Origin of the sequence: Paenibacillus sp. OK003, from assembly GCF_900109515.1 — a bacterium.
GTDB classification, from domain to species: domain Bacteria; phylum Bacillota; class Bacilli; order Paenibacillales; family Paenibacillaceae; genus Paenibacillus; species Paenibacillus marchantiae.
Window position 1 is genome coordinate 212,449 of sequence record NZ_FOBD01000005.1, and the last position, 25,007, is coordinate 237,455.

A 25,007-nucleotide genomic window follows, 5' to 3' on the forward strand; every position below is an offset into this window, starting at 1 on the left:
TGTCATCGGAGTGGCAAGTCAGCTGAATACGGAGGGGATACAGGTGAATGACGTGTTCAAAACGTGGAAGAAGCGGGTTGTACTTGTTGCCATGTCTATCATACTCATTAGCGGTATTACCGTTCCCGTGCATGAAGTTCGGGCGCTGGAAGGCGCTGATCCTCATTCTATTTTAAATGCTACGCAGGAAGAAAATATCCCAGATCCGGAGGGCCCAGAGCTGGAGATTTACGCGGAAAACTTTGATGATCCGGACAATTTTGGCTCTACAGGCGGAATTGCACTGAGAACTCCCTGGCTGCAGGAAGGAGTAGGTGGAAGCAAGGCCAAAACGTCGTCTGCCACAACTGCCCCCTCGCTGCCCAACATGATCAAGATTGACGGGACCGATGCACTTGCGCTGCCACTTGATCTGACTGGATACGGAAATATTCGGCTGAGCTACTACACACGCGCCTCGTCCTATATCAGCGGAAGCATGATTATCGAATGGTCGAAGGACGGGGGCAGTTCCTGGGCAACGCTGGAGACATTTGAACTTCCCCCAGGCACTCCAGACATGAAGAATAAGGAAGGGAATACGCTAAAAAGCTGGACGCTGGGTTCGGAAGCGAACAATAACAGCACGGTGAAAATTCGTTTTCGAACAGGAGATGCCATGCAGGCCAACATGTATATCGACAATGTTGCCATTTACGGTCAGGCTATTCCCGGTATAACGCCTGCCCCATCGCCAGTTCCGCCTGGAGAGGAGAATACGGAGTTTACGCCACCACAAGGAGTGACTTTATACGAGGATGTGGAGATTGGCACGGCTGGTGGGCGAGCAATCTATACATCCATTGCTGTTCCCGAGACAGCGGCAGCTGAACCGATGCCGGTCATGGTCTATATCCATGGAGGTGGATGGAATCACGGGGACCGAAAGCAGGCATTGAACTCCATTTGCAATTATGTACTCAAACGCGGTTACATCGGTGTATCTCTGGACTACCGGCTGACGCCTGAGGCGCCTTTCCCTGCCCAGATTCAAGATGTAAAGCTTGCTATCCGATATTTGCGGGCCCATGCGGCGCAGTACAACCTGGACCCGAGTCGTATAGGCGTCTGGGGATCATCTGCGGGCGGCCATCTGGCTGCATTGCTCGGTACAACAGGGGACATTGTGGCTGGTGACACTGTAATACTCGATACAGGGGTGACGTTAGATGTACCTGATCTTGAAGGTTCTGGCGGATGGCCTGAGTATTCCGACAAAGTGCAGGCCGTTGCCGACTGGTACGGACCCGCTGATTTTACGACGACATTTGCCAATAACTACAGCTCGGTCACAGCTCTGCTTGGCGGACATCGTGCATTCGATGTACCGGAGCAGGCCAGACTTGCGATGCCGGGCACGTATGCTTCACCGGATGACCCACCGTTCTGGATTCGGCACGGTGATGCTGATGCCACCATTCCCTATACCGACAGTGTTACTTTCGCGGGACAGCTTCAATCTGTGGGTGTCCCGATTGTGGATATGAAAGTCGTACCTGGTCAGGGCCATGGATTTACAGGAACGGCTTCCGTGGTTGCCAATGCGGAGGCGTGGGCCTTTCTTGATGAACATGTGAAGAACCGGATCGTTACGGAGCGCATTATGTTCAAAAGCAATCCCGAAGACACTTCGCCTGGAAATGAACAAGAGGAAGAAGAAAAACCGTTGATGGAGAAGATCATCGCGAGCAAGCTGCCAAGCGACGATGCGGCGATTGACAGCAGCAAGCCTGACCTGAATTTCAATCAGGCCACGGGCTCCAGCACCGGATTACTAAGCATCTCTTCCACTTCGTCGACCAAGAAATATGTGTATTTCAAATTTGACATGTCCGGAAATGAGCCCGAAGGAGATCGGTATCGACTACGGATTGCCGCCAAGAAAGGCACATCAAATATCGATACAGAGTTGTCTCTATACGGTTTGAATTCAACAGACTGGAGTGAATCATCGTTAACCTGGTCGAATGCCCCGGTCCAAAGTCTCAGCGAAGGTTCGCTGCTTGGCACATTCCAGGTCACGGCAGATCGTAATGGAAGTCCGGCCGTCTATGAAGTGGATGTAACCGATTATGTGAAGAGTCGTCCAGATGCGGGGCAGGTTGCATTTTTGCTTGGGGATGCGGGATCAACAGGTGTTTCTGTGAACGTATACACCAAGGAAGCCAACGGAACGAGCAATCCGCGTCCTCAGTTATCGGTCATTGCTTTAATCGAAGAAGGCAGTGACACGCAGTCACCTGAATGGGAGCAGGGAGCTATACTTGAGATTCGCAACTGGGGAACGGATTTTGCGGAACTGAGATGGCCTGCGGCCAGCGATGATACGGCTGTATCTGCCTACCGGATTTATCGGGATGGCGTTTTGCTGGCTGAACAAGGTAAGCAGTCATTTCGTGACAGCAGACTTGCAGCCGGAACATCGTACACGTTTCAAGTGAGGGCGATTGATGAAGCCGGCAACGTCAGCAGTGCTCTATCAACCGATATGACCACCCTTGCGGTTCCGGTATCGTCCCTGCCTGTTGCTTCCGTCTCAGCAAGCGGTAGCGACGGCAACCTGGCGACCAATACCATCGACAATAACAGTTATACCCGCTGGTCTGTTGCCGGAGAGGGGCAATGGATCACGTTTGATCTGGGGCAGGCACAGCAAGTAGGCTATGTTGGGATTGGTTTTTACAAAGGGGATGTCCGAAAGACATTTTTTGAGATCGAATCGTCTGTTGACAGTGAGCACTGGACCCAGATATTTAACGGGGAAAGCAGTGGGGATACAACCGAAATGCAGGCATTTGATATCCCGGACACTTCTGCACGTTATGTACGGATCACCGGGCATGGCAATTCGGATGCAAGTATTTATACAAGTCTGACCGATGTGCATCTGTATGCTCCTATTGCAGGGGGAGGGACGCCTGTCGCCCTGATTCCATACATTGAGCCTCAGCCACCTGAGGGAACAGAGCCCTTTATCGCTCCAGGTCTGACGGAGACAGATGGAACACCACATGCAGTCCATCCTCCTCATACTGTAACCGGACGTACGATTGATGTACGGGATTACGGAGCAGATCTGGCTGATCATACGAGCGATGACCGACCCGCAATACAGGCCGCTATTGATGAGGCGAACGTTGGTGATGAAGTGTTTTTGCCTGATGGAGTGTACAATTTGTTGTCCGGACCGGATGGATCTACCAACCTGATGCTCAAATCCGGGGTGAACCTGAGAGGAGAGAGCAGTGGAGGAACCGTGCTCAAGACATCGTTGGATCAGGTGACGGGCAGCGCCGTCCTGAAAGCATCGGCTCAGCACAGCATTCTCGTATCCAATATGACCCTATCTTCATCCTGGTCTGGCAGCTACACGACCGATCACCAATCCAATAATCCCTCCGCAGGGGGGCCGGATAGCATGATCCACATCGCTAACTATGGTGAGGAACCATCGTATGACATTACGATCGACGGTGTAATTGTGGAGAAATTTAAACGAATGGCGATCCGTATCGAACACAGCCGCGATGTCGTTGTGAAGCATGCAACATTCCGCAATGCAACAGATTTGGGCCCTGGAGGCTCAGGCTACGGAATTTCCATTCAGGGAACGGCCAAGTCCGATCGGCTCGGCTTTGACAATGATGCGATATGGAATGTGGTGGAGGATAGTACGTTTGAGGGCCCTTATCTCAGACATGGAGCGTTGATCCAGTTTGTCGCCCATAACAACGTGCTGCGTGGCAATACATTTAACGGAACGAAGCTGGATGCCATTGATCTTCATGGTGAACTGGAGTATTTGAATGAAATTTCGGGCAATTTGATTACGGATGTGCTGACAGGCGCTGGGATTGGACTTGGCAATACAGGGGGTTCAGCACCCAGTAACCACAGCAAGTCGGGCAACGGAAACTATATTCATGACAACACGATCACGAACAGCCAAGTTGGCATCTCGGTAACCATGGGCACCCCCGATACTCTAATCGAGGATAATCTCATCGAGAATACAACCACGATTGCCGATGCGGCAGGAATTAAAGTGCTGAATGGACCGGGGACGGTGATTCGAGGCAATGCGATCCGCAACAATACCGCCAGCGGATACTGGGGCGTGCGGCTTGAGCGCGACAAAGGCGATGCCGGAGCCGGCAATGTCGGCGAAGGAAACCCCGAGAATGTGTTAATTGAAAATAACCGAATCGAAGGTAACACGAATGGAATCGGACTCTTTGCTGGAGTCGGCATTTTGATGAAGGCCAACATTCTAAACAATGTGAATGAGGATTATTACAAAGCAGCAGGTGTTACCGTTACCGAGCTATAAAGGATCAGAGCAAGTAGCCTGGCAGGCGTCTATATAAGTTGAAGCTCAATTTTACACTTAAACGGAGAGTGCAGAACCAATTTGAAGAAGCGAAGCGTTCGCCTTTATCACCGGATTTTTTCCCTTGGACAAAGGGAATGATGAAAATCTGGGGATAAGAGCGATCGGAAAATGGTACTGCAATCGAAGTGATCAGGTGTAACATTTATAGTTCAGCTTATGTGGCCTGATAGGCTACTTTTTGTTCTGATTATTTATTTAAGATTCATTAAAGGTTTGTCCTCTACCATGGTTTCATAAGCCTATGTTGCTTAACAGAAACCAAGAAGGAGGATTCATCTTTTGAATAGTTTACTACGTAAAGTTGCAGTAACGGCCTTGTCCGTGACGATGGTAACATCATCTTCTTTAGTTTTGGTGGGAAGCCCGAATGCTGCGTTTGCCGCAGAGGATACAAGCACGAGTAAAGGCATCACGCAAGCCTATGAATCGTTGTTCCAAACGGACAACGTCATTGATGTGAATGTTACGATTGATGATGCAGACTGGAAGAGCATGCTCGAAAGCCCGCTGGATAAGGATTATAAGAAGGTAAGTGTGGAAGTGGACGGCAACAAGCTGGATAACGTTGGTTTCTCCACCAAGGGTAATCTGACGTTGAAATCCGTAGCCTCCATGCAAGATTCCGATCGTTACAGCTTCAGACTGAAGTTCGATAAATACGACAAAACACAAACCCTGCTCGGTCTGGATAAAATGGTCCTGAACAACAACTTTTCCGATCCATCGTACATGCGTGAAGTTCTTCATTATGAAGCGCTGCGCAGTATTGGCATGGATGTACCGATGACAAACTACGTTAATCTGTATATCAACGGCGAACTGATTGGTTTCTATACCGGGGTCGAAGCAGTAGATGACAGCTACCTGGAACGCAATTACGGTGAAGATTATGAGGACGGTGTCCTCTACGATACAGATGAGAAGAGTTACCTGCAATATTCAGAAGGCAGTGACTACAGCACCATCACGGAAGACTTGGGTACGGACGAGAACAAAACCAAGCTCAAAAATTTCATCAAAACACTGAACGACATGCCTGAAGGTGAAAAAGGCGATATCGAGAGTGTGCTGGACGTGGATTCGGCACTGAAATACATCGCGGGCAACATGGTCTTTGGTAACTATGACAGCTATAGCGGCGACAAAGGGCATAACTACATGCTTTACGGCGATGCGGATGGCAAGTTCACCGTTGTACCTTGGGACTTTAACATGTCCTTTAATGGATACTCCGGTGGAGGCGGACGTGGTACAACAACTGGATCAACCACGACGAACACCAACGCAACAAACGTATCCGTGGATGAGCCAGTACTGGGCATTAGCATGGAAAATGTACCGATGATCAACAACCTGCTAGCCGTGCCTGAGTATAAGGAAAAATACTTGAGCTACGTCAATGAGTTGACGGATTATCTGGAAGGCATCCAGGACCGTATCACAGATCTGGCTGATATCATTCGTCCATATGTTGAAGCAGATCCAACGAAGTTCTACACAACAGAGCAGTTTGAATCCAACATCGCATATTCTGCCAACGCTGATGCAGCAGGCGGTATGGGTGGTACACCACCAGAAGGATTCGAAGGCATGACACCGCCAGAGGGCATGGAAGGTATGACTCCTCCGGAAGGTTTTGAGGGCATGACACCTCCCGATGGTACAACACCGCCGGATGGCACAACGGGAACAGGAACAACAGACAGCACAGGCAATACCCAGACACGTCCTGGCTTCAACTTTGGCGGAGGCGGGGGCATGGGCTCCATGGCATCGGGATCGCTGACGACGTTTGCCCTGAACCGACTTGCCAATCTGCAAGAGCAGCTTGGACGTGAAGTAACGCCTTTGCCTGAGACTTCGGAAGATACAGGCACGGATAACGGAACAGGAACAACAGACAAAGCGATTACGGTAACTCTGGATGGCAAAGCGATTACGTTCCCCGATCAAGCCCCATTAGAGCAAAGCGGACGAGTTATGGTGCCGGTGAACGCCATCCTTGAAGCTTTGGGTGCAGAAGTAACGTGGGACAAAACAGCGAAAACGGTAACAGCCGTTCTGAATGACCAGACGCTTGTGCTACAGATCGGAAGCAGCACGGCAACAGTGAATGGTGAAACGTTCGAAATTGATGCACCAGCCATTATCAAGAACAGTCGCACCCTTGTGCCGGTGCGCTTCATCTCTGAAGGACTGGGACTGACCGTGGATTGGAATCAAACGGCAGCACAAGTCACACTTACATCCAAATAAGAATTTCTCCGGTAGAGTAACGTTGTTCTATGGAGAACGAGAAAAGGGATTCGATGATCAGATCGAATCCCTTTCTGGTACAATGAGGGAAAAGGAGGGAAAAGGAGGGAACACATATGGCTCCCGATAAAACAAAACTTTTCCCTAATGATAATATTCGTACCGTTTGTTACATTCAGAATTTGCCGCCGCGCTCTAATGTGCTGATCGGTGATTATACGTATTATAGTGACAACAGTCGTCCACCCGAGCAATTTTATGACCGCATTCAGCATCATTATGATTTCCTGGGTGATCGTCTGGTGATCGGTAAATTCTGTGCAATTGCCGAAGGTGTGACATTCATTATGAATGGTGCCAATCATCGGATGGAGGGCATGACGACCTATCCCTTCAATATTTTTGGTGGGGGTTGGGAGAGAGTGACCCCTACGCTGGATCAGCTGCCTTTTAAGGGAGACACTGTTTTGGGGAATGACGTCTGGATTGGGCAAAATGTAACCATCATGCCGGGTGTCACGATTGGAGACGGTGCCATCATCGCTTCCAATGCGACAGTCACCAAGGATATCGAGCCTTACACCATTGTGGGTGGCAATCCGGCCAAGCCGATCAAAAAGCGCTTTGACGACGAGATCATTGCTTTGCTGCTGGAACTGAAATGGTGGGATCAAGATGAGGCGTGGTTGGACACACATTTGGAACGACTGGTCTCTACATATGATCGGCAGACATTGCGTGAGCTTTTGAAGAGCAAGTAGATTGGTGTATGAGAATTAATGTGCAAAAAACGAGGCTATGGCTGGTTCCTTGCGGAGCCGGCTTTTTGCTTTTGGCTGAACTTGAGGATGGAAATACAACTCAGTACGACTTCACCCTAAGCGGGGAAATGCAGCACTGCGGGGTATCTGCCTGTTTATCGATAGGGTACTAGCACAAGCTTCCGGGTTCCATATAATACATAAGTGCTGTTTATTTATCTGGTAGAACAGGAGTTGGGTAAACATGGGTATTGTAAATTCAAATATAGAGTACCCAAGGGTAATCCTGAATTCGGTACCTAAAAGCGGTACACATCTGATGAAGCAGATTATCGAAGGTATTCCAGGAATGTTATCGTACCCCAATAAATTTTATGAAGGGCATTCCACAGATCGTGATCTTCATTACAGAGAGCTGCAGCTCGTCCCCAAGGGGCTTCTCGTTACTGGCCATGTGTATTATTCTACGCTTTGGTCGGATATGCTGAGGGAAATGCAATTCAAGCATATCTTTCTCAATCGGGATCTGAGAGATATTGTTGTTTCTTATACGTACTTTATTACGGACAATTTCCCTTCTCATCCGCTTCACGCTTATATGCTTTCCCTCCCAAGCAGAAAGGAGCAATATCTGGCTCTTATCCAAGGAGTATTCAATCTTCAATATCCGAGTATTGCCACATGGTACAGTCAATTCATTGGATGGACTCGGGAAGAGAACAGCTTGCAGGTACATTTTGAACAGTTGGTAGGCAGTCACCGATCACGCCGTCAGACAATGGAGCGTATACTTCTTTTTCTGTGGGATAAAAATCACCTTCCCCTACCTAAAAACAAGATCCTGGAAGCGATGGAACGCAATATTAATCCTCAAGGCTCCTATACTTTCCGCAGGGGGAGAATAGGGGATTGGCGGTTCGAGTTCGACGAAGAGGTAAAAACCTGTTTTAAAGAGGTCGCGGGTCACCTCTTGCTCGTGACAGGTTATGAAGCAGATTACAACTGGTAGACTTACAGCTCAACAAAAGGTGGTGTTGTATATTGCAAACAGGTGTAACGTTATGGTTCACCGGTTTGTCCGGCTCTGGCAAAACGACACTCAGCCGCTGTGTGGAGCAACAACTCAAACGAATGGGTGTTGCAACAGAAACGCTGGATGGCGATATTCTCAGGGATCAGATATTCAGAGGATTAGGCTTTTCCAAAGAAGATCGATCCTTAAACATAAGAACTGCAGCCTATCTGGCCCAACTTCTGACCAGGCACGGTGTAATTGTTTTGGCATCCTTCATCTCACCTTATCGTGACATGAGGGACCAATGTCGGCAAAGGATCGGACCCTTTCTGGAGGTCTACGTCAAATGCTCGTGGGAGGAGTGTGCAAGAAGAGATACAAAGGGCTTGTATCGCAAAGCGCTTTCCGGAGAAATCAAGCACTTCACCGGTTTGACTGATCCTTACGAAGAACCGCTGCATCCCGAACTTATTGTAGATACGGAGAATACAAGCGAAGAACAATGCACAGAACAGATTATCGCCTATTTAACTAAGCATGGGTATATTGGAAGGGCAGATTCACACGCCTAGATTGAACTCGAGAGAAGAAAACAACCTTAAAGCTAAACTCCAAAACAGCTGCACTGTCCATTGAGGACAGCGCAGCTGTTTTGTTCTGCCGGAGGAGAGGACAACGTATCCCAAGCTAAACCCCTGGATGGAAAAGATGAATTGAGCCAATCCATCTGCAGGTGGACTTAACTCCCGCTGAATTCGGCTACACTGAATGTAGATCAGAGAACACGTGGAGAAGGTGAGGAAACAAACATGATGAATCTTGTGATTATAGCCGTCATTGTTCTATTGTTATCTTTAAGGGAGAAGGAAGTGAAGACATCCCGTTTATGGATCTTTCCAGCAATCATTGCGTATTGGGTGCTTTCAAGCGTAATAAATACACCGTTAACAGTAGGCAATATCCTGTTATATATTGTTTTTCTCCTCATCGGTTGCGGGATTGGTGCGTGGCGGGTACATCTGGAGCAGCTTCGAATCCATCCAACTACAGGTAAAATGATGTCCAAGGGATCGCTGGCCAGCAGCTTGCTTCTGATCGCGGTTATGGTGCTGAGACAGCTCGCCAGCCAATGGGATGTGCATCATACGGTGGTTTCACTGAGCAGTGCGTTGTTGTTTCTGCCTCTGGGAAGCATCGTTGCCCGGCGCTATTTTCTGTATGCCAAAATCCAGCGTTTTCAAGGCAGAGGTGTATAATCGTTTCAAACTTTAGGATTAGAAAGGAAAGCTATGCAGAACGACTCGAAATGGATGCAGATTCAAAAGGTGGTACTGGATCATTTAGCAGATATTATTTTAACGGTGCTGCTGCTTTACAGTCTGATCGAGCCCTTCAAAGAATTGGCGTGGACCGAGTTGGGCGCAGGACTGATCGTTAGGCTGCCCTACCTTATGTTGGTTTGGGTTCCACAGTCACTTCGAAATGAACGGATGCGGACGTTAGGGATATTGGGGATTTGGATGGTGACGCTGCTCTATGCCCAGTTCTTCCAAGCCGAGGATCGCATATTTGAATTAACCTTTTATCTCATCGGATATACTGCGTTGAAGCTGCCCATCCATCGTTCTTCGTTGCTCGGCATCATTATTCTTATGGGGAATGCGATCCTGCTCTATATGGATGATTACGAACCCAATCAGATTCTGGTGTATTCGATGGCTCACGCTGTAACCTATATTCTATGCTGGGCTGCGAGAATCAGGCGGGAAAGCAGACAGGACAGCAAACGACATTATGAGGAATTGCAGAAGATGCACGCTGAACTGACACATGCCCATCAGGAGCTTCAGGATACACATCAGGAGCTGGAGCAGGCTACCGTGCGATTGCTGCAGTATGCCGTACTTGAAGAACGAAGCCGGATCTCGATGGATTTGCACGACAGTGTTGGCAACCGGTTGACCTCCATTATTGTTCAGCTTCAGGCACTACCTTATATGATGAAGATGGACGCAGCAGAAGCGGACAAAGCGATGGGTACGGTGCTTGAAGTAGTCCGACAATGTCTCCAGGAGGTTCGGACCGTTGCTCATCAGATGGGCAGCAATGAAGCAGGCCTCGGGCTGGTCGCCTTGACGAGTCTGGTGAATGAGATACGGGAGATGGCAGGTTTTACGATCAAACTCACTCCCCAAGAGCAGACGAGTCATTGGACGCCAGAAACGTCCGAATTATTGTATCGTGTACTTCAGGAAGCGTTAACGAATATCATTCGTCATGCCCAGGCTTCGCAAGTGAAGGTGGACATCCTGGAGAAGGAGCATCAGCTGCATATGATTGTGGAGGACAACGGAATGTATCGCAAAGAGAATCCGATCTCTCCCGGTTTCGGACTGTCGAGTATGAGAGCAAGATGTGAAAGGGCAGGCGGTTCCTTATCCATTGATGCAGTCGATCCACATGGAATGAGGTTAACCCTTACCATTCCTCAAGATGTGAAGGAGATTATGGGAGGTGATGAACAATAATGGAGCAAGACATACAGGACATACATGTACTCCTCGTGGATGACCAGCATCTGGTCCGGCATGGTTTACGTTTTATTATTAATGCACAGCAGGATATGGAAGTGGTAGGCGAAGCGAGCGGGGGACATGAAGCAGTCCTTCTGGCAGCAGAGGTTCGTCCACATGTCGTATTGATGGATGTGCAGATGGAAGCAGGAGACGGACTGGAAGCGACAGCGGAGCTAATGAAGATACTGCCTGACTGCAAAGTGGTCATCCTGACCACATTCGATCATGAGGATTATGTGTACAAAGGAATACGTGCCGGAGCTGTTGGTTATCTGCTCAAGGATGCGGCGCCGGACGAACTCGTTGATGCGGTTCGTGCTGCATACCGGGGGGAGGCGATCTACCGCACGGCGGTGGCAGCCAAGGTGATCGGTCTTGCCATTCGTTCAACTCCGAGTCATTCGGATTCAGTGAAGGAGACGGTAGCAAACGAACCATTGCCGGAACCGTTTACCGGACGGGAATTGGAGGTTTTGCAGCAGATGGCATATGGATTACGGAATGAGGAGATTGCCCGCAAGCTTTTTATCGGAGAGAGTACGGTCAAGACTCATGTACATCGCATTTTGCAAAAGATTCAGGTGGAAGACCGCACACAGGCGGTCGTCTTTGCCATTCGTAATGGATTCGTCAAGTAAGCTGTCCTTGATCTTCTGTGAAGGAATAATCATAATTCAGCAAATAACCAGCTGCCCCATGCGGAGCTGGTTATTTTGTATGACCACATAAACAATGTCTCAAAATTGAGAAAAGAGATGGAATGTTTGGTGTGAGATAAGTCATAGAATAACGTTAAGTAAGCGCTTCCAATAACATCAATATGAATTCACGGAGGGGTTCAGAATGCGATTTAAAAGAGCTGTCACACCGCTCGTCGCTCTGTTCATGTCGGTCACATTGTTAGCCGGATGCCAAAGTGTTCAGCCACCATCAGTAAGTGAACCACAAGGGACGGTGGATACACCGACCACGACAACCCAGAACGAACCTGCACCACAGACCAACAAGGAAACACCACGTAATGAGACCTTGTATATCAACGGGCTGCAATGGGGGCCACCAACCAACTTCAATCTGTTGAGCGGAAATCCCGCATTTCCAGTGAATTACGGCAACTCCAGGGAACTGGTGTACGAAACACTGTTTATGGTGAACCAGCTGGACGGTGGTCTTGAACCTCTATTGGGCAAGTCGTATGAATGGACGGATGAAACCACGCTGCGTATCGAGCTGAATGCGGATGCCAAGTGGAGCGACGGAACAGCTTTTACAGCAGATGATGTTGTATACACCTATGAACTGGGCAAAAAATACGATATCAACTGGAGCAGCTTCTGGACCTACATCCGTGAAGTGAAAGCAGATGGAGCACAGGCCGTGGAAATTAAGCTGAACCCTGATAACCCCAACAAGCTGACCGTACTGGACAGCATTGAACTGATCCCGATGCTGCCGAAGCATATCTGGGAAGAGATCGAGAAGAAGAACAATAATGATCTGACCGCGATTCGTAAAGAGGTTAATGACAATCCAGTGGGAACCGGAGCCTATAAGCTTCATTTTTACAACGACCAGAAAATTACGATTGTCCGTGACGATAACTACTGGGGGCAGAAATTGTTCGGCAAATTGCCCGCACCGAAGTACATCACTCACGTGATCTACAAGGATAATGCCGCAGGTGATCTGGCGTTCAAGAGTGGGCAAGTGGACGTCTCCCAGCAGTTTATCCCTCAAGTGTGGAAGATGTGGGAAGGCGGGGCTGCTGTCAAAACGTATCTGAAGGATGCGCCGTATTATCTGCCCGGTTCCATGCCAAGCATTTTCTTCAATCTGTCCAAAGCCGGACTCGATAATGCTGACGTTCGCCGTGCGATAGCCATGAGCATCAACTATGACAAAATCTCGGAGCTGGCCATGAGCGGATATTCCGCGCCAATGCAGCCTTCCCTGACCTTGAACTCGGACGCTGAGTCCAAATATATTGACCAAGATGCCATCAAGTCGTTGCAATGGACGATGGATATTGAAGGAGCCAACGCTCTGCTCGACAAGATTGGAGCAACCAAAGGTAAAGACGGCATCCGTGTTCTTAACGGCAAACGCCTTGGACCTTTCGAGGTTGAATGTCCTTACGGCTGGTCTGACTGGAACGCTGCCCTGGAGATCGTAGCGCAGAGCGCCAAGGCCATAGGGATTGAGATTCGCACCAAATTCCCGGAATCCCCGGTATGGACCAATGATCTGCAAACCGGCAAATTCGATATTATCATGAATACGCCTGCAGGCGGGGTCAGCCCAAGCCAGCCGTGGAACCGTGCGATGACGATCATGTACTCCAAAGGGGTTGCCCCAATGGGTGAGATGGCTTTCTGGAACTGGGGACGGTACCAGAATGACCGTGCAGACGCCATTATTGAAGAGATTCCATCCGTGTCTGACGAGGCGAAGCTGAAGTCACTGTACACTGAACTGAATACCATCTGGCTGAAAGATATCCCTTCTATTCCGCTAATGTACAGACCATGGGTGTTTGACACCGTGAACGAATCGGTCTGGAAAGGTTTCCCGACAGAAGGAGATGGCACCAACATTCCGCCGCAAATCTCGATGGACGGCGCAGGTATTAAGGCATTGTATCAGATCCACAATTAAGGAACTCATATTGAATCAGGACACGATGAAGTGACACGCCACTTCAGACATAAGGCCCTTATCCGCTAAACTCGGGGGTGCTAAATCCTATGAATGCCTATTCCAGATATGTCGCCAAAAAAGTATTCTGGTACGGCCTGACCCTGGTCATTGCCATCGGACTGAATTTTATTTTGCCTAGACTGATTGAAGGTAACCCGGTGAGCATGATCGCTTCCAAAATGACGTCAGGGATGACTGACTCGGATTCCATCAAGCGGGTGTATGAGACGTTTACGGTTGAATTCGGCATTGATCAGCCACTATGGACCCAATTCGGCATCTATTTGAAAAATCTGTTCACAGGTAATCTGGGCACGTCCTTTGGACTGTATCCGAAGCCTGTGACGGATATTCTGGCCTCCGCCGTCCCTTGGACGGTGGGGCTTCAACTTCCGGCCATTCTGGTCGGCTGGATCATTGGCAATTTGCTCGGTGCGATTGCAGCGTACCGGAAGGGCGTTTTTGATAAAGTGCTGTTTCCGGTAGCGTTGTTTATCAATTCCATTCCTTTTTTTACTCTGGCTATTATTATGCTGTATGTCTTTGCATTATCACTGAAATGGTTCCCTTTATCCGGGGGATATGACTTCCAGATGGTGCCGCAGCTGAGCTTCGACTTCATCATGTCCGTGGTTCGCCACCATACCTTGCCGTTCCTCTCCATCGTGCTTGTGACCATTGGTGGTCAGGCGATTGGCATGCGGGAGATGTCCATCTATGAGCTGAATTCAGACTATGTGTTATACAGCAAACTGTTAGGTATACGCGACGGCCGAATTGCGCGTTATGTGTTCCGTAACGCCATGCTGCCGCAAATTACGGGACTTGCGCTTTCCATCGGTACGATGGTCGGCGGATCACTCATCTGCGAGATTGTCTTCAGTTATCCGGGCATCGGCACATGGTTGTTCACGGCCATAAGGCAACTGGATTACCCGCTAATCTCGGGGTGTACGCTGCTGATTGCCATTGCTGTATTGCTTGCGAATTTCACCATTGATGTCATCTACGGCTTCATTGACCCGCGCATCAAGGCCGCTCAAATGGAGGAACAGTGATATGAAGCATTCGATCTCTATTTTGCTGAAGTCACCCAAATTCATGATCGGTGCGGTGACTTTTGTCGGCATGCTGCTCTTGGTTACGATCTATCCACTCATTAATCGCAGTGATCCCCTTGAGATGATTGCGATGGCGTTCCAGCCACCTGGCGATGGCCTGCTGTTAGGATCGGACAATTTTGGACGGGATATTTTCCTTGAATTGATGTATGGCATTCAGACATCCGTACGTGTGGGGCTGATTGCAGGTGTGTTTGCGACCATTATCGGTCTGGTTATGGGTCTGGTGTCGGGATATATCGGGGGAATGCTGGATAACTTTCTGACGGCAATTACAAATATTTTCATCGTTATTCCTTCGTTTATTATTCTGATCTTGATCTCGGTCAGCATTGATTCACGCAGTTCCCTGGTGACGGCGATCATTATCGGTATAACTAGCTGGCCCTGGACGGCCCGGGCTGTGCGAGCCCAGACGACATCTCTGCGCAGCCGGGATCATGTGCATATTGCGAAAATTTCGGGACACAGTACGCCGCGTATCATTATCCATGAGATTTTGCCGTATATCGCGTCTTATGTGGTGATGGCTTTTGTGCTCCAGACGGCATCGGGCATTCTGTCCGAAGCTTCCATCTCCATGCTGGGCCTGGGGCCGTATAATACGATCTCGCTCGGCATTCTGATGAACTGGGCACTGGTGTTTGAAGCGCCAGTAGCAGGGGCGTGGTGGGCGTTCATTCCTGCGGCGCTGGCGATTGCGGTCATTACCTTCTCGCTTTATCTAATGAATACGGGCATGGACGAAATTTTTAATCCGAAAATAAGGAGCTAAGACCATGAACCAACCTATACTTCAGGTCAGCGGTCTCAAAACCTATTACCGTACCCGGCTCAAGGAGAACGTCTTTGCCGTCGACGGGGTGGAGTTCGGACTGAAAGAGGGGCAGACGCTGGGCATTGCAGGTGAATCGGGCTGTGGCAAATCGACGCTGGCGCTCAGCCTGATGGGCTTTTATTTCCCGCCGCTTCATTATGGCAGTGGTTCGATCCGCATCAATGGTACCGATATTATGCAGCTGAACAAAGAGCAGCTTCGTTCGCGCATTCTGGGCAAAGAAATTGCTTATATTCCGCAGGCTGCCATGAATGCACTGAACCCAACGCTGCGTATTATCAGGTTTATTGAAGATATCATGAAGGAGCATCGTCCGGAGATGAAACGGTCGGATGTGCGGAAGATGGCTACGGAGCGCTTCCAATCACTGAACCTGTCGCCGGATGTGCTGGATATGTATCCAAATGAATTATCCGGCGGCATGAAGCAGCGAACGGTTATCGCCATCTCAACAATTCTGAATCCCAACGTGCTCATTGCGGATGAACCTACTTCGGCACTGGATGTAACCTCCCAGAAGGCGGTCATTCGTCTATTGAAGGATTTGTTGAAGCGCAAAGTAATCAAATCACTGGTGTTCATCACGCATGAGCTGCCGCTGTTGTACCATGTCACGGATGAAATTATGGTGATGTATGCCGGAGAGATTGTGGAACGTGGCACGGCAGATCAGATGATTTTCAATCCGCTGCATCCGTACACCCGGAAGCTGATGGGCTCCATCATTGTGCCGGAAGAGGGCATGAAGGAGCACAAACTGGCTGCCATTCCCGGTGCACCACCAAATCTGAAGCATGTGCCGGACGGATGCCGCTTCGCAGAGCGCTGTACACTGGTGACCGACGAGTGCCGCCAGGGCAAAATCGAGAACATTCATGTCGATGGGCGCATATATCGCTGTCTCCTGACACCCAAGATGCTGGAGCAGATCAGGGAGCAGGAGCAGGAGCAGGAGCAGGAGCAGGACGGTCACGTAGAGCAGGAGGCTGTGAACGAAGAGTCCCAGGAGAGTGAACAAAACCAGGAGGAAAGCGGCCTAAATAAAGAAGATGTCCGAGATGTTCGAGCTGACACAGACGATATCGCAGACCTATGAAATGATTCTTTCTGGGCGTAACGGGCTCGGATCAAGGCTCCCCGAAAGGAGTGAGGTAGTATGGCAATGGGCAAGGTGCTGATCAGCGGCCGCCATCTGACCAAGGTGTACGGTACAGGCAATCGCAAAAAGGCAGCGGTGGATGATGTGAGCTTTGATTTTCATGAAGGGGAGATTATCTCCATTGTCGGAGAGAGTGGCAGTGGCAAGACGACACTCGCGAAAATGATCATGGGCTTGCTCAAGGAAACGGGTGGAGCGATCGAATACGATGGCAAGCCCAGACAACTGAAGCGGTATCGTGAGCGTAAAGCCTATTGGAAGGATATCCAGGCCATTTTCCAGGACCCGTTCTCTTCGTTCAACGTATTTCACCGGGTGGAAAAGCTGCTGGTGGATTGTATCAAACTTCAGGGACTGAAGCTGAATAAGGACGAGGAATATGCCAAAATGAAGGAAGCCTGTTCCTTCGTCAATCTGAAGTTCGAAGAGTTATACAATAAATATCCGTTTGAGCTGTCCGGTGGACAGATGCAACGGCTCATGATTGCCCGCATTTTCATGCTGCATCCTAAGGTGTTGATCGCTGATGAACCAACGTCCATGGTGGACGCGTGCTCGCGTTCAACGATTCTCGATATGCTGCTCAAGCTGCGCGACGAGAACCGCATGACCATTGTGTTTATTACGCACGACGTGGGTCTGGCTTATTATGTGAGCGACACGATCTGTATTATGGAGCATGGGCGAATGGTGGAGGCAGGGAGAGCGGAGGAGGTCATTCACCATGCGGAGCATCCCTATACCAAGCAATTAATCAATGATGTACCCAAAATTCATTCTCCCTGGGTGCTCGATTGACACAAATCAAGCCCTGGACCGTTTTAAGCGGAACAGGGCTTCTTATTGTCCAAGATGAAAGGTTCGTTTTAGCGAGTGGGTAGTTGTAGCGTCCGTGCAGACTCTGTTGATGGGGGTGTTGAATGGGTGTGATCTTCCGCGATATTCTGGTTTGTCTGCTTGCCCGAATAAAAGTTAATGATATCATCAACCGTAGAAAACACGACATTTACATCAAAATGTTCGTTGTGTGTTTGAATAAAAACCTCTTTTCCGATCTTGTTGTTGCTGTTTAGTTTAGAGCTTCTTTCATTGTTAATCCTGCTGTGAATACAGGAACTTTACCTGCTGGAAGTTGAATTTCCTTACCAGTTCGACGGCTTTTACCCATACGTGCTTCCCGATTACGCACTTCGAATTTGCCGAATCCAACCAGTTGAACCTCTTTGCCTTCTTTCAATGCTTCCAAAATCGAATCCAGCACAACCGTTACGGCCTTTTCAGCGTTCTTTTTGGAGAATCCGCCGTTTTTGGCTACTTCTGTGATCAATTGTTCTTTATCCATTTGTCATACCTCGCTTTTCGTTTTTGGATGTTAAGTTTATGAAATCAGCATGTTGCGCAATTCAATTCATGAGTGAAAGACGCTCTTTAAATTTATGCAACATGCTCATGTAATAAAACAAAAAGCTGCCTTGTACAAGGCAGCTTTAATATAATTAAACTTTAGTAACGTTCTCAGCCTGTGGACCACGGTTACCTTGAGTTACTTCAAATTGGACGCGTTGTCCTTCATCCAATGTTTTGAAACCGTCGCCTTGAATTGCACTGAAATGAACGAATACGTCTGTTCCTTCTTCAGTTTCGATAAAGCCAAATCCTTTGTCCGCGTTAAACCATTTCACTGTACCTGTTTGCATGTAGTTCCTCCAAAAAATAAGTTTTTAAACGACCATTTTGAAAAGGCTAATTTTAGAAATCAACGCTAATCGGGTATATTCAAACCCACAGACTTGATGTCCGCTAATGTATCGATTAATATGATAATACCATGTCCGCTAATATAAGTCAAGATTTGGAGGTTTTTTCTAATGGATAAGGTTTCGGGTACTTCGGTACAAGGGGAAATGGTTGTTCAGGAATTCATACATATGCTTACGATCGAGGGAGAATTGACTCCCAAAACCTTGAAGGAATATGCGAGTGATTTGAAGCACTTTACCGAATGGTATAAGGGTGACGAACCTCGGGGGGAAGAGATCTCATTTCAAATCGAAGACGTGAATACAGCGACTTTGGTCCGTTATCGGGAAGATTCACAAAAGGTAATGCAATTGAAGCCGTCTACCATTAATCGCAGACTGATTACATTGAAGCGTTTTTTCAAGTGGGCTGCATCGGAAGCCAGGATTAACAGTGATCCTTCTAAACCTCTGAAATTCATTCCGGAAGACAAGGTTAGCCCACGCCGAATGACCCCTGAGGAAGAACAATCATTCATATCTGCGGTCGAGAACGGCAACTCGCTTCGGGATCAGACCATCCTTACACTCATGTATCATACCGGTATGCGAACGATGGAGATATGCAATCTCGCTCCCAGTGATATCGAATTGGGCAAACGAAGCGGGCAGCTCACGGTGAGGGCCGATAAACGAAACGGTCAACGGAAAATTCCGCTGAACATGACATGTATTGCTTTGTTGAAGATGTATATGGTCGGTCTCGCACCGGATAGTCCTTACCTGTTTCCTTCCGAGAAAACCAATGATCGCTTAACAGAGAGGGCGCTGCGCCATTTGATCAAAAAAGTGATGACTACAGCCGGGCTGGAAGGGCTAAGCTCCCATGATCTGCGTCATCGGTTCGGATACGCCATGGCTGAGCATACACCACTGCATCGCTTGGCAGAAATGATGGGACACATTAATCCGGATACCACGATGATTTATGTGAAGGGTTTAAATGCCAATCTATCTTTGTCAGCAGAAGAGGATGGAGAAACGGAACCGCATTAAAGTACATGCAGTACTCTTTATGAGGGATTACGAACGGATATAGGATCAATGATGCCCTGACCCACTTCAAGTGGATGAGGGTTGTTTGGTTATCCAAGAATGACTTACATCCCATTCAGGCTTGTTGTTTGCATTGATTTGCGATTCTAATGTAATAATGGCATAGGTTCCATCAAGCTTTTCCCAAAAAAGTATCGCCTTTGTATGATCGGGATGTAAAAGCAATGCAGGCATGATATCCCCGGTTTCCAGCATGGTTCTTCGTTCGTTACTATAATAGGCAGCGATGAAGGAAGAGTGCTCTTCACGGGGAAGGGTGTTTAATGAATCCTCCAAGCTGTAAAACAGTTTCCATTCAGTTATATTCTCCTTCTCACTATTCTCATTCAGCGTGGTACGTACCGCCTCTATTCCTCCCCTCCATGATTTTGTTAACTTCTCTTGAAGTTCATGAGGTTGGTTCTATTTCATAACTAACTCCTTTCAATAATTTACCATATATTTCGTTTGTGAGCGCTCATTATATCAATCTTTTCACCTTAATAGTAAGCGGTTACATATTTAAATTTATATTGTATATTATGATGGCAACCTTGGATCATATCGACATATACATTATTGCTTGGGCTTATGGCCCGTTAAATAAAGGAGGAATCTGACGTGTACCGGGTATTGCTGGTGGATGATGAAGAGGATGTACGCGAAGGGTTGGTTGTAGAGGTAGATTGGGAAGCGCTCGATCTGCGCATAGTGGGTCTGGCAGAGAATGGACGTGAAGCACTGGAGATGGCCGAACGAGTGGAGCCGGATATTGTGGTAACGGATATCAGCATGCCATTTATGGATGGACTTGAACTTGCTCGAAGGTTGCGGGAGCGCAATCCGCTTGTGAAAGTGGTGATTTTGACTGGATATGATGAATTCGACTACGCCCGACAAGCGGTCTCGCTGAGTGTGGATGAATATTTACTGAAGCCATTCTCGGCGGGACATCTGACAGAACTGCTTACAAGATTGCGTGCGCAAATGGCGGCGGAAGTAGCCGAGCGAGAGGATGTACAGCAGCTGCGCGACCATTATTATACAAGCCTGCCCCTGTTACAGGCAGACCTGATGGCCACTTTGCTGCATCGGCAGAAATCGCCGGAATATATCCATGGCAAAGCGAAGCAATGCGGACTGGATCTGCAAGGTGAACGCTATGGTGTATCCGTATTGACCCTGCATATGGACGGAGACCCATCCGAGGATGCGGAGTTGAAGCAGTTCGCTGCGCTGAACATTGCCGCAGAGGTATGGACGGAACACGGGGCCGGACATGCTTTTATGCATCAGGAGACGATTGTGCTGCTCTATGTAGATCGGTGGGGTGGAGAAGAGGGGGAGAAACGACAGCAGCAGGCGCTGGAAAATGTAATGCGCAGCATCAATCACTATCTGCGTATTCCTGCCACTGTTGGATCGGGCTCAATCGTGAACACACTGGCAGGTGTGAAGCATGCCTATGAGGATGCACTACTGGCACTGGATTATCGGCTTGTACCGGGGACTGATCCCCTTATCTATATTGCAGATGTGGAGCGGCAGACGGCGGGCAAATTGCGTTTTGACGAGTTGAAGCAGCAGACGCTGACACGTTGTCTGAAAGCGGGAACGCAGGCGGAGCTGGAGGATGCACTGGAGATCATTTTCCGGGAAATCACGGTGGAGCATGGGCGAAGTGACATTCAACTGTATCTGATTGAAGTTTTAACAAACGTTTGGAAGGCAGCTCAGGCATCGGGTGAGGCCATGGAGGATATTTTTGGGGCAGGGTTCCAGTTGTATGCCGATTTGTTCCGTTTGCCTGGGTTGTCTGAGGCACAAGGTAAGGTGCGTGAGGTTTGTCTGCTCGTTCAACATCGCATTGCCAGCGGAAGGCAGCATGTATACAAGGATATTGTGGAACAGGCTTTGTCGTTTACCAAAGAACACTACGCCGATCAGGATCTGTCCATTCAGAAAGTATGCGGGCATCTGCATATCAGCTCGGGTTATTTTTGTGGCATTTTCAAAAAAGAAGTACAGCTTACCTTCCTGCAATATCTGATGCAAATCCGTATGGAGGCGGCGAAGGAGCTGCTTCGATCCACGGAGATGAAGTCGTTTGAGATTGCTGGTCAGGTAGGCTTCGCGGAACCGAATTATTTCAGTTTTTGCTTCAAAAAACATATCGGCGTTTCGCCTAAAGAATATCGCAAACAGACTGCACTAACAGCTAGTGAAGGCACAAGTCGATGAGAACGTTTGCCGGATGGATAAGATCCCTTTGGCTCAAGCTTCGGTCCAGGTTGCGTTCATCCAGAGTCAGCAGTATCCGCTTTATTATTACGTGGTCCTTCTCTGTCTTCATTGTATTGGTGCTGACCATCATGGCGATGCTGCTGCATGACAAATTCACGCAGGCCGCGGAGCGAAGTGCGGAGCTGACGACGAGGCAGATCGTGGATCAGGTCAGTTACAATCTGGAGGATTATGTTCGCAGCATGTCGCATCTGTATCGAGCCATCGAAGAACATATGCTGCGGGATGGTACGTGGGAAGGGGATCAGGTAGATAAACAGCTCGACACGCTACTCAGCAGCCGCGAAGATATCATCTCCATTACTTTGTTGGATTCAACAGGGCATTTGCTCAAGAACAGACCTTCAGCCGAATTAAAACCGAGTGCCCATGTGACCCAGCAAGGGTGGTTTCAATCTGCACTCCGGGTGCCGGATCACCTTAGTTTCTCGCTGCCTCATATTCAGAACATGTACACAGGCCCATACAAATGGGTCGTTTCTATGAGCAAAGGCATTACTGTGCGCCAAAATGGTCAGGATCGGCAGGTCATTCTGCTGGTGGATATCAACTTCAAACAAATGGACGAACTGAGCCGCCGGGTCAGTCTGGGGCAGCGGGGATACGTCTACATTATCGACGAAAGTGCAGGCAATATCGTCTACCATCCGCAGCAGCAATTGATGTACATGGGGCTCAAAAGTGAAAATATCGAACAGGCGCTGGTTGCAACCGGCAGTTATGAGGATGAGGCGGACGGGCAGAAAAGGTTGAATGCGGTCAAGTCTGTCGCCAATATCGGATGGAAAATCGTAGGTGTGGCCTATCTGGATGAGATCATGACAACCCGCCAGGAGGTCAATGGATATCTAATTCGGGTACTGCTGGTTGTGCTGGTACTGGTTATTCTCGTCTCGCTGTTCCTCTCTTCCAGTCTGACACGTCCGATCCGGCGGATGGAACGAAAGATGAAGGCCGTGGAGCGAGGGGATTTTAACGTGGAGCTACCGATCGGAGGGCCGCTGGAAGTGGAACGTTTATCCCGTCGTTTTAACCTGATGGTCTATAAAATCCGGACCTTGATGAATGAAATCATTCATGAACAGGAGCAGAAGCGTCGTCTCGAACTGGAAGCTTTGCAGGCTCAGATCAATCCACATTTCCTCTACAACACGTTGAATTCGGTCGTGCGTATGGTGGGCATGAGCCGGAATGAGGAAGTCATTACGATGATCACTTCGTTATCCCGATTGTTTCGCATTAGTCTCAGTCAAGGCAAAACGATTATTACGGTCAGGGAAGAACTGGAGCACGCCCACCATTACCTGACGATTCAGCAGATGCGGTTCAAGCGTAAATTTAATTTTAGCATGAAGGCGGATGAAGATACGCTGGACTGCCTGACCCTTAAGCTGGTGCTTCAGCCACTCATTGAAAATGCGATCGTGCATGGCATTGAATATTATATGGACGAGGGATGTATTGAAATTCGTGTGTACCGGGAGGACGATAAGCTGGTATTTCGGATTACAGATAATGGGGTCGGCATGACGGAAGAGCAGCTGTCGAAACTTCTAATGGGCAGTCCTATCGTAAAAAGTGGTGCAGGATCAGGTGTAGCTGTACGCAATGTACATGATCGGATACAGCTTTATTATGGCGAAGCTTACGGTCTTGAATTCGAGAGTGAGCTGGAGGAAGGCACAACCGTCTGGATTCGGATTCCGATCCAATCGGAACGAGAGGAGGACGATGCGCATGATGAACAATAAAGGGAACAGCATGTGCACCAAGCGAACCAACAGGTCGAAAAATAAGATCAATAGAAATAGAACGGAATGGATTGCGCATCTGGTTATGAAAATAAAAATCTGCACTCACGTGGAAGCCATACGGACGAGAGTCCCCATCCTTCGTTATATGGGCATGTCAGCAGCAATCTGCTGCCTGTTGTTATGTATGGCGTGCGGTATGTCCAATGCTGATCCGGCGGGATCACCGCCGCGTATTGCACTGATTACGCCAGCGGGAACGGGAGAACTTGCAGAAGCGATACGTCTTGGGGCCGAAGCGGCTGCCAAAGAAGCGGGAGCGGAGCTCATTACGGTGGAGGCTTTTCCCTCGGAGGGACTAACTTACGCGCCATCTAATCCTGACTTCACGGCAGTACAGGGAAAGGTCAAGCAAGAGCACTTGCTAAATGGGACTTATCCACTGAGCGAGCGTGAACAAGCCCAGGTCGATGCAGTATCGCTGGCAATGGAGCAGGGAGCATCTGCCCTGTTGATCGATCCCTTGAGTGAAAAGGCACTCCGCGACATTATTCAGAAGGCACAGACTAAGGATGCCAACGGAGTGATTATCCCCGTCATTTTGTTGAATGACGAGTTTCCTGTAAAAGGTATAACAAGTGTTATCTCGATAGATAACGTTGAGGCTGGACGGCAGGCGGGTCAGGCCATGGCCGTGCTTCTAGGAGGACGAGGATTTATAGCCTTGCTTGGTCCTGGTCCTGTAAATCCTGTTCTGATTAACCGGGAACAAGGGGTAGAAGAATCACTGGCTCAGTATCCGGACATTCATGTGGAGACCCAGTCCGTATGCAGCACGCGGGATGCTTGCTGGCAGGCGGCAAAGCAACTGCTTGACCAGCAGCAGGTGAACGGGGTGATTGCCCTTCAGGAATCTGCTTCTCTAGGGGCGGCGGATGAATTGAACCGACGTACGTCCGAGAACAATGGGAACAAGGTGAAGATTGTGGGTTTTGGCAGTGAACAGCAGCAGTTAGAGCAGTTACAGGAAGGCAGAATTCAGCATTTGATCGTGCAAAACGGATTCAGTGCGGGTTATCTTGGTGTGAATCAGGCCGTTGCACGGTTGAACAATCAACAGGTGCAAGCCAGGGTAACGCTAGAAACGAAGCTGGTCAGTACGGACAATATGTTCTGGATGGATAATCAGAAGCTGTTGTTTCCTTTTGTACAGTGAAGGCTCAATTGAGGAAGATTTCGATAAAACAGAGGAAGATATTGTAT

General features: G+C 48.7%; 20 protein-coding genes. 17 read left to right on the forward strand and 3 right to left on the reverse strand.

The genetic code is table 11. From position 1 onward, the window contains the following. The first annotated feature begins 43 nt into the window (after nt 1-43). The 13 genes from BMW94_RS09585 to BMW94_RS09645 all read left to right on the forward strand — a co-directional run bounded on the left by BMW94_RS09585 (nt 44) and on the right by BMW94_RS09645 (nt 17,653). Nucleotides 44-4,369, forward strand: coding sequence for an alpha/beta hydrolase fold domain-containing protein (locus BMW94_RS09585; RefSeq protein ID WP_090997585.1), 4,326 nt, complete (start codon nt 44-46; stop codon nt 4,367-4,369). Between the two features lie 342 nt (nt 4,370-4,711). Beyond that, nucleotides 4,712-6,688 carry a CotH kinase family protein gene (locus tag BMW94_RS09590; protein WP_090997588.1) on the forward strand — a complete coding sequence of 659 codons (1,977 nt, stop codon included), beginning with the start codon at nt 4,712-4,714 and terminating at the stop codon, nt 6,686-6,688. A gap of 116 nt (nt 6,689-6,804) precedes the next feature. Then, on the forward strand, nt 6,805-7,449 hold the full coding sequence (locus BMW94_RS09595; protein WP_090997591.1) for a Vat family streptogramin A O-acetyltransferase: 645 nt from the start codon (nt 6,805-6,807) through the stop codon (nt 7,447-7,449). 244 nt (nt 7,450-7,693) lie between these two features. Then, nucleotides 7,694-8,458: a sulfotransferase domain-containing protein gene (locus BMW94_RS09600; protein WP_090997593.1), complete on the forward strand. Its 765-nt coding sequence runs from the start codon at nt 7,694-7,696 to the stop codon at nt 8,456-8,458. Between the two features lie 32 nt (nt 8,459-8,490). Continuing rightward, on the forward strand, nt 8,491-9,036 hold the full coding sequence (gene cysC / locus BMW94_RS09605) for an adenylyl-sulfate kinase (RefSeq protein ID WP_217648182.1): 546 nt from the start codon (nt 8,491-8,493) through the stop codon (nt 9,034-9,036). A gap of 237 nt (nt 9,037-9,273) precedes the next feature. Continuing rightward, on the forward strand, nt 9,274-9,720 hold the full coding sequence (locus BMW94_RS09610; RefSeq protein WP_090997599.1) for a DUF1453 family protein: 447 nt from the start codon (nt 9,274-9,276) through the stop codon (nt 9,718-9,720). Nucleotides 9,721-9,753: 33 nt separating this feature from the next. Beyond that, entirely contained in the window at nt 9,754-10,992 is a 1,239-nt protein-coding gene (locus BMW94_RS09615; RefSeq protein ID WP_090997602.1) for a sensor histidine kinase, read from the forward strand. Beyond that, the gene (locus BMW94_RS09620; protein WP_090997605.1) at nt 10,992-11,678 is read left to right on the forward strand and encodes a response regulator; all 687 of its coding nucleotides are present in this window, start codon (nt 10,992-10,994) and stop codon (nt 11,676-11,678) included. The genes BMW94_RS09615 and BMW94_RS09620 overlap by 1 nt, the downstream gene beginning before the upstream one ends. 205 nt (nt 11,679-11,883) lie before the next feature. Then, the gene (locus BMW94_RS09625; RefSeq protein ID WP_090997608.1) at nt 11,884-13,695 is read left to right on the forward strand and encodes an ABC transporter substrate-binding protein; all 1,812 of its coding nucleotides are present in this window, start codon (nt 11,884-11,886) and stop codon (nt 13,693-13,695) included. An 89-nt stretch (nt 13,696-13,784) separates the two neighbouring features. Further along, a complete protein-coding gene (locus tag BMW94_RS09630; protein WP_063567843.1) occupies nt 13,785-14,795 on the forward strand; it encodes an ABC transporter permease in 1,011 nt (336 codons plus the stop codon). A 1-nt stretch (nt 14,796) separates the two neighbouring features. Beyond that, complete coding sequence (locus tag BMW94_RS09635) at nt 14,797-15,633, forward strand: ABC transporter permease (protein ID WP_090997611.1); 837 nt, start codon at nt 14,797-14,799, stop codon at nt 15,631-15,633. A 4-nt stretch (nt 15,634-15,637) separates the two neighbouring features. Continuing rightward, a complete protein-coding gene (locus tag BMW94_RS09640) occupies nt 15,638-16,792 on the forward strand; it encodes an ABC transporter ATP-binding protein (protein WP_090997614.1) in 1,155 nt (384 codons plus the stop codon). 60 nt (nt 16,793-16,852) lie between these two features. Further along, entirely contained in the window at nt 16,853-17,653 is an 801-nt protein-coding gene (locus tag BMW94_RS09645) for an ABC transporter ATP-binding protein (RefSeq protein WP_062320810.1), read from the forward strand. A 271-nt stretch (nt 17,654-17,924) separates the two neighbouring features. Here the strand turns inward: BMW94_RS09645 and BMW94_RS09650 are convergent, their stop codons facing one another. Together BMW94_RS09650 and BMW94_RS09655 are read right to left on the reverse strand one after the other, a co-directional pair. Beyond that, nucleotides 17,925-18,197: an HU family DNA-binding protein gene (locus tag BMW94_RS09650; RefSeq protein ID WP_053783990.1), complete on the reverse strand. Its 273-nt coding sequence runs from the start codon at nt 18,195-18,197 to the stop codon at nt 17,925-17,927. Nucleotides 18,198-18,351: 154 nt separating this feature from the next. Then, the gene (locus tag BMW94_RS09655) at nt 18,352-18,552 is read right to left on the reverse strand and encodes a cold-shock protein (protein WP_062320808.1); all 201 of its coding nucleotides are present in this window, start codon (nt 18,550-18,552) and stop codon (nt 18,352-18,354) included. Nucleotides 18,553-18,723: 171 nt separating this feature from the next. Between BMW94_RS09655 and BMW94_RS09660 the strand changes: the two genes are divergently transcribed. Further along, the gene (locus BMW94_RS09660) at nt 18,724-19,650 is read left to right on the forward strand and encodes a tyrosine-type recombinase/integrase (protein WP_090997617.1); all 927 of its coding nucleotides are present in this window, start codon (nt 18,724-18,726) and stop codon (nt 19,648-19,650) included. A 66-nt stretch (nt 19,651-19,716) separates the two neighbouring features. Here the strand turns inward: BMW94_RS09660 and BMW94_RS09665 are convergent, their stop codons facing one another. Then, nucleotides 19,717-19,986, reverse strand: a complete 270-nt coding sequence (locus BMW94_RS09665) for a hypothetical protein (RefSeq protein WP_090997621.1) — start codon at nt 19,984-19,986, stop codon at nt 19,717-19,719. 324 nt (nt 19,987-20,310) lie between these two features. Here BMW94_RS09665 and BMW94_RS09670 point away from each other — a divergent pair, with 324 nt between their 5' ends. From BMW94_RS09670 to BMW94_RS09680, 3 genes are read left to right on the forward strand one after another with little or no spacing between them, the layout of a single operon-like run. Beyond that, nucleotides 20,311-21,930 (forward strand): response regulator, encoded by a 1,620-nt coding sequence (locus tag BMW94_RS09670; protein ID WP_090997624.1) that lies wholly within the window; start codon nt 20,311-20,313, stop codon nt 21,928-21,930. Then, nucleotides 21,927-23,744 carry a cache domain-containing sensor histidine kinase gene (locus BMW94_RS09675; protein WP_090997629.1) on the forward strand — a complete coding sequence of 606 codons (1,818 nt, stop codon included), beginning with the start codon at nt 21,927-21,929 and terminating at the stop codon, nt 23,742-23,744. Before BMW94_RS09670 ends, BMW94_RS09675 begins: the two co-directional genes overlap by 4 nt. Next, on the forward strand, nt 23,731-24,960 hold the full coding sequence (locus tag BMW94_RS09680) for a substrate-binding domain-containing protein (protein ID WP_175480636.1): 1,230 nt from the start codon (nt 23,731-23,733) through the stop codon (nt 24,958-24,960). The genes BMW94_RS09675 and BMW94_RS09680 overlap by 14 nt, the downstream gene beginning before the upstream one ends. The last annotated feature ends 47 nt before the right edge of the window (nt 24,961-25,007 follow it).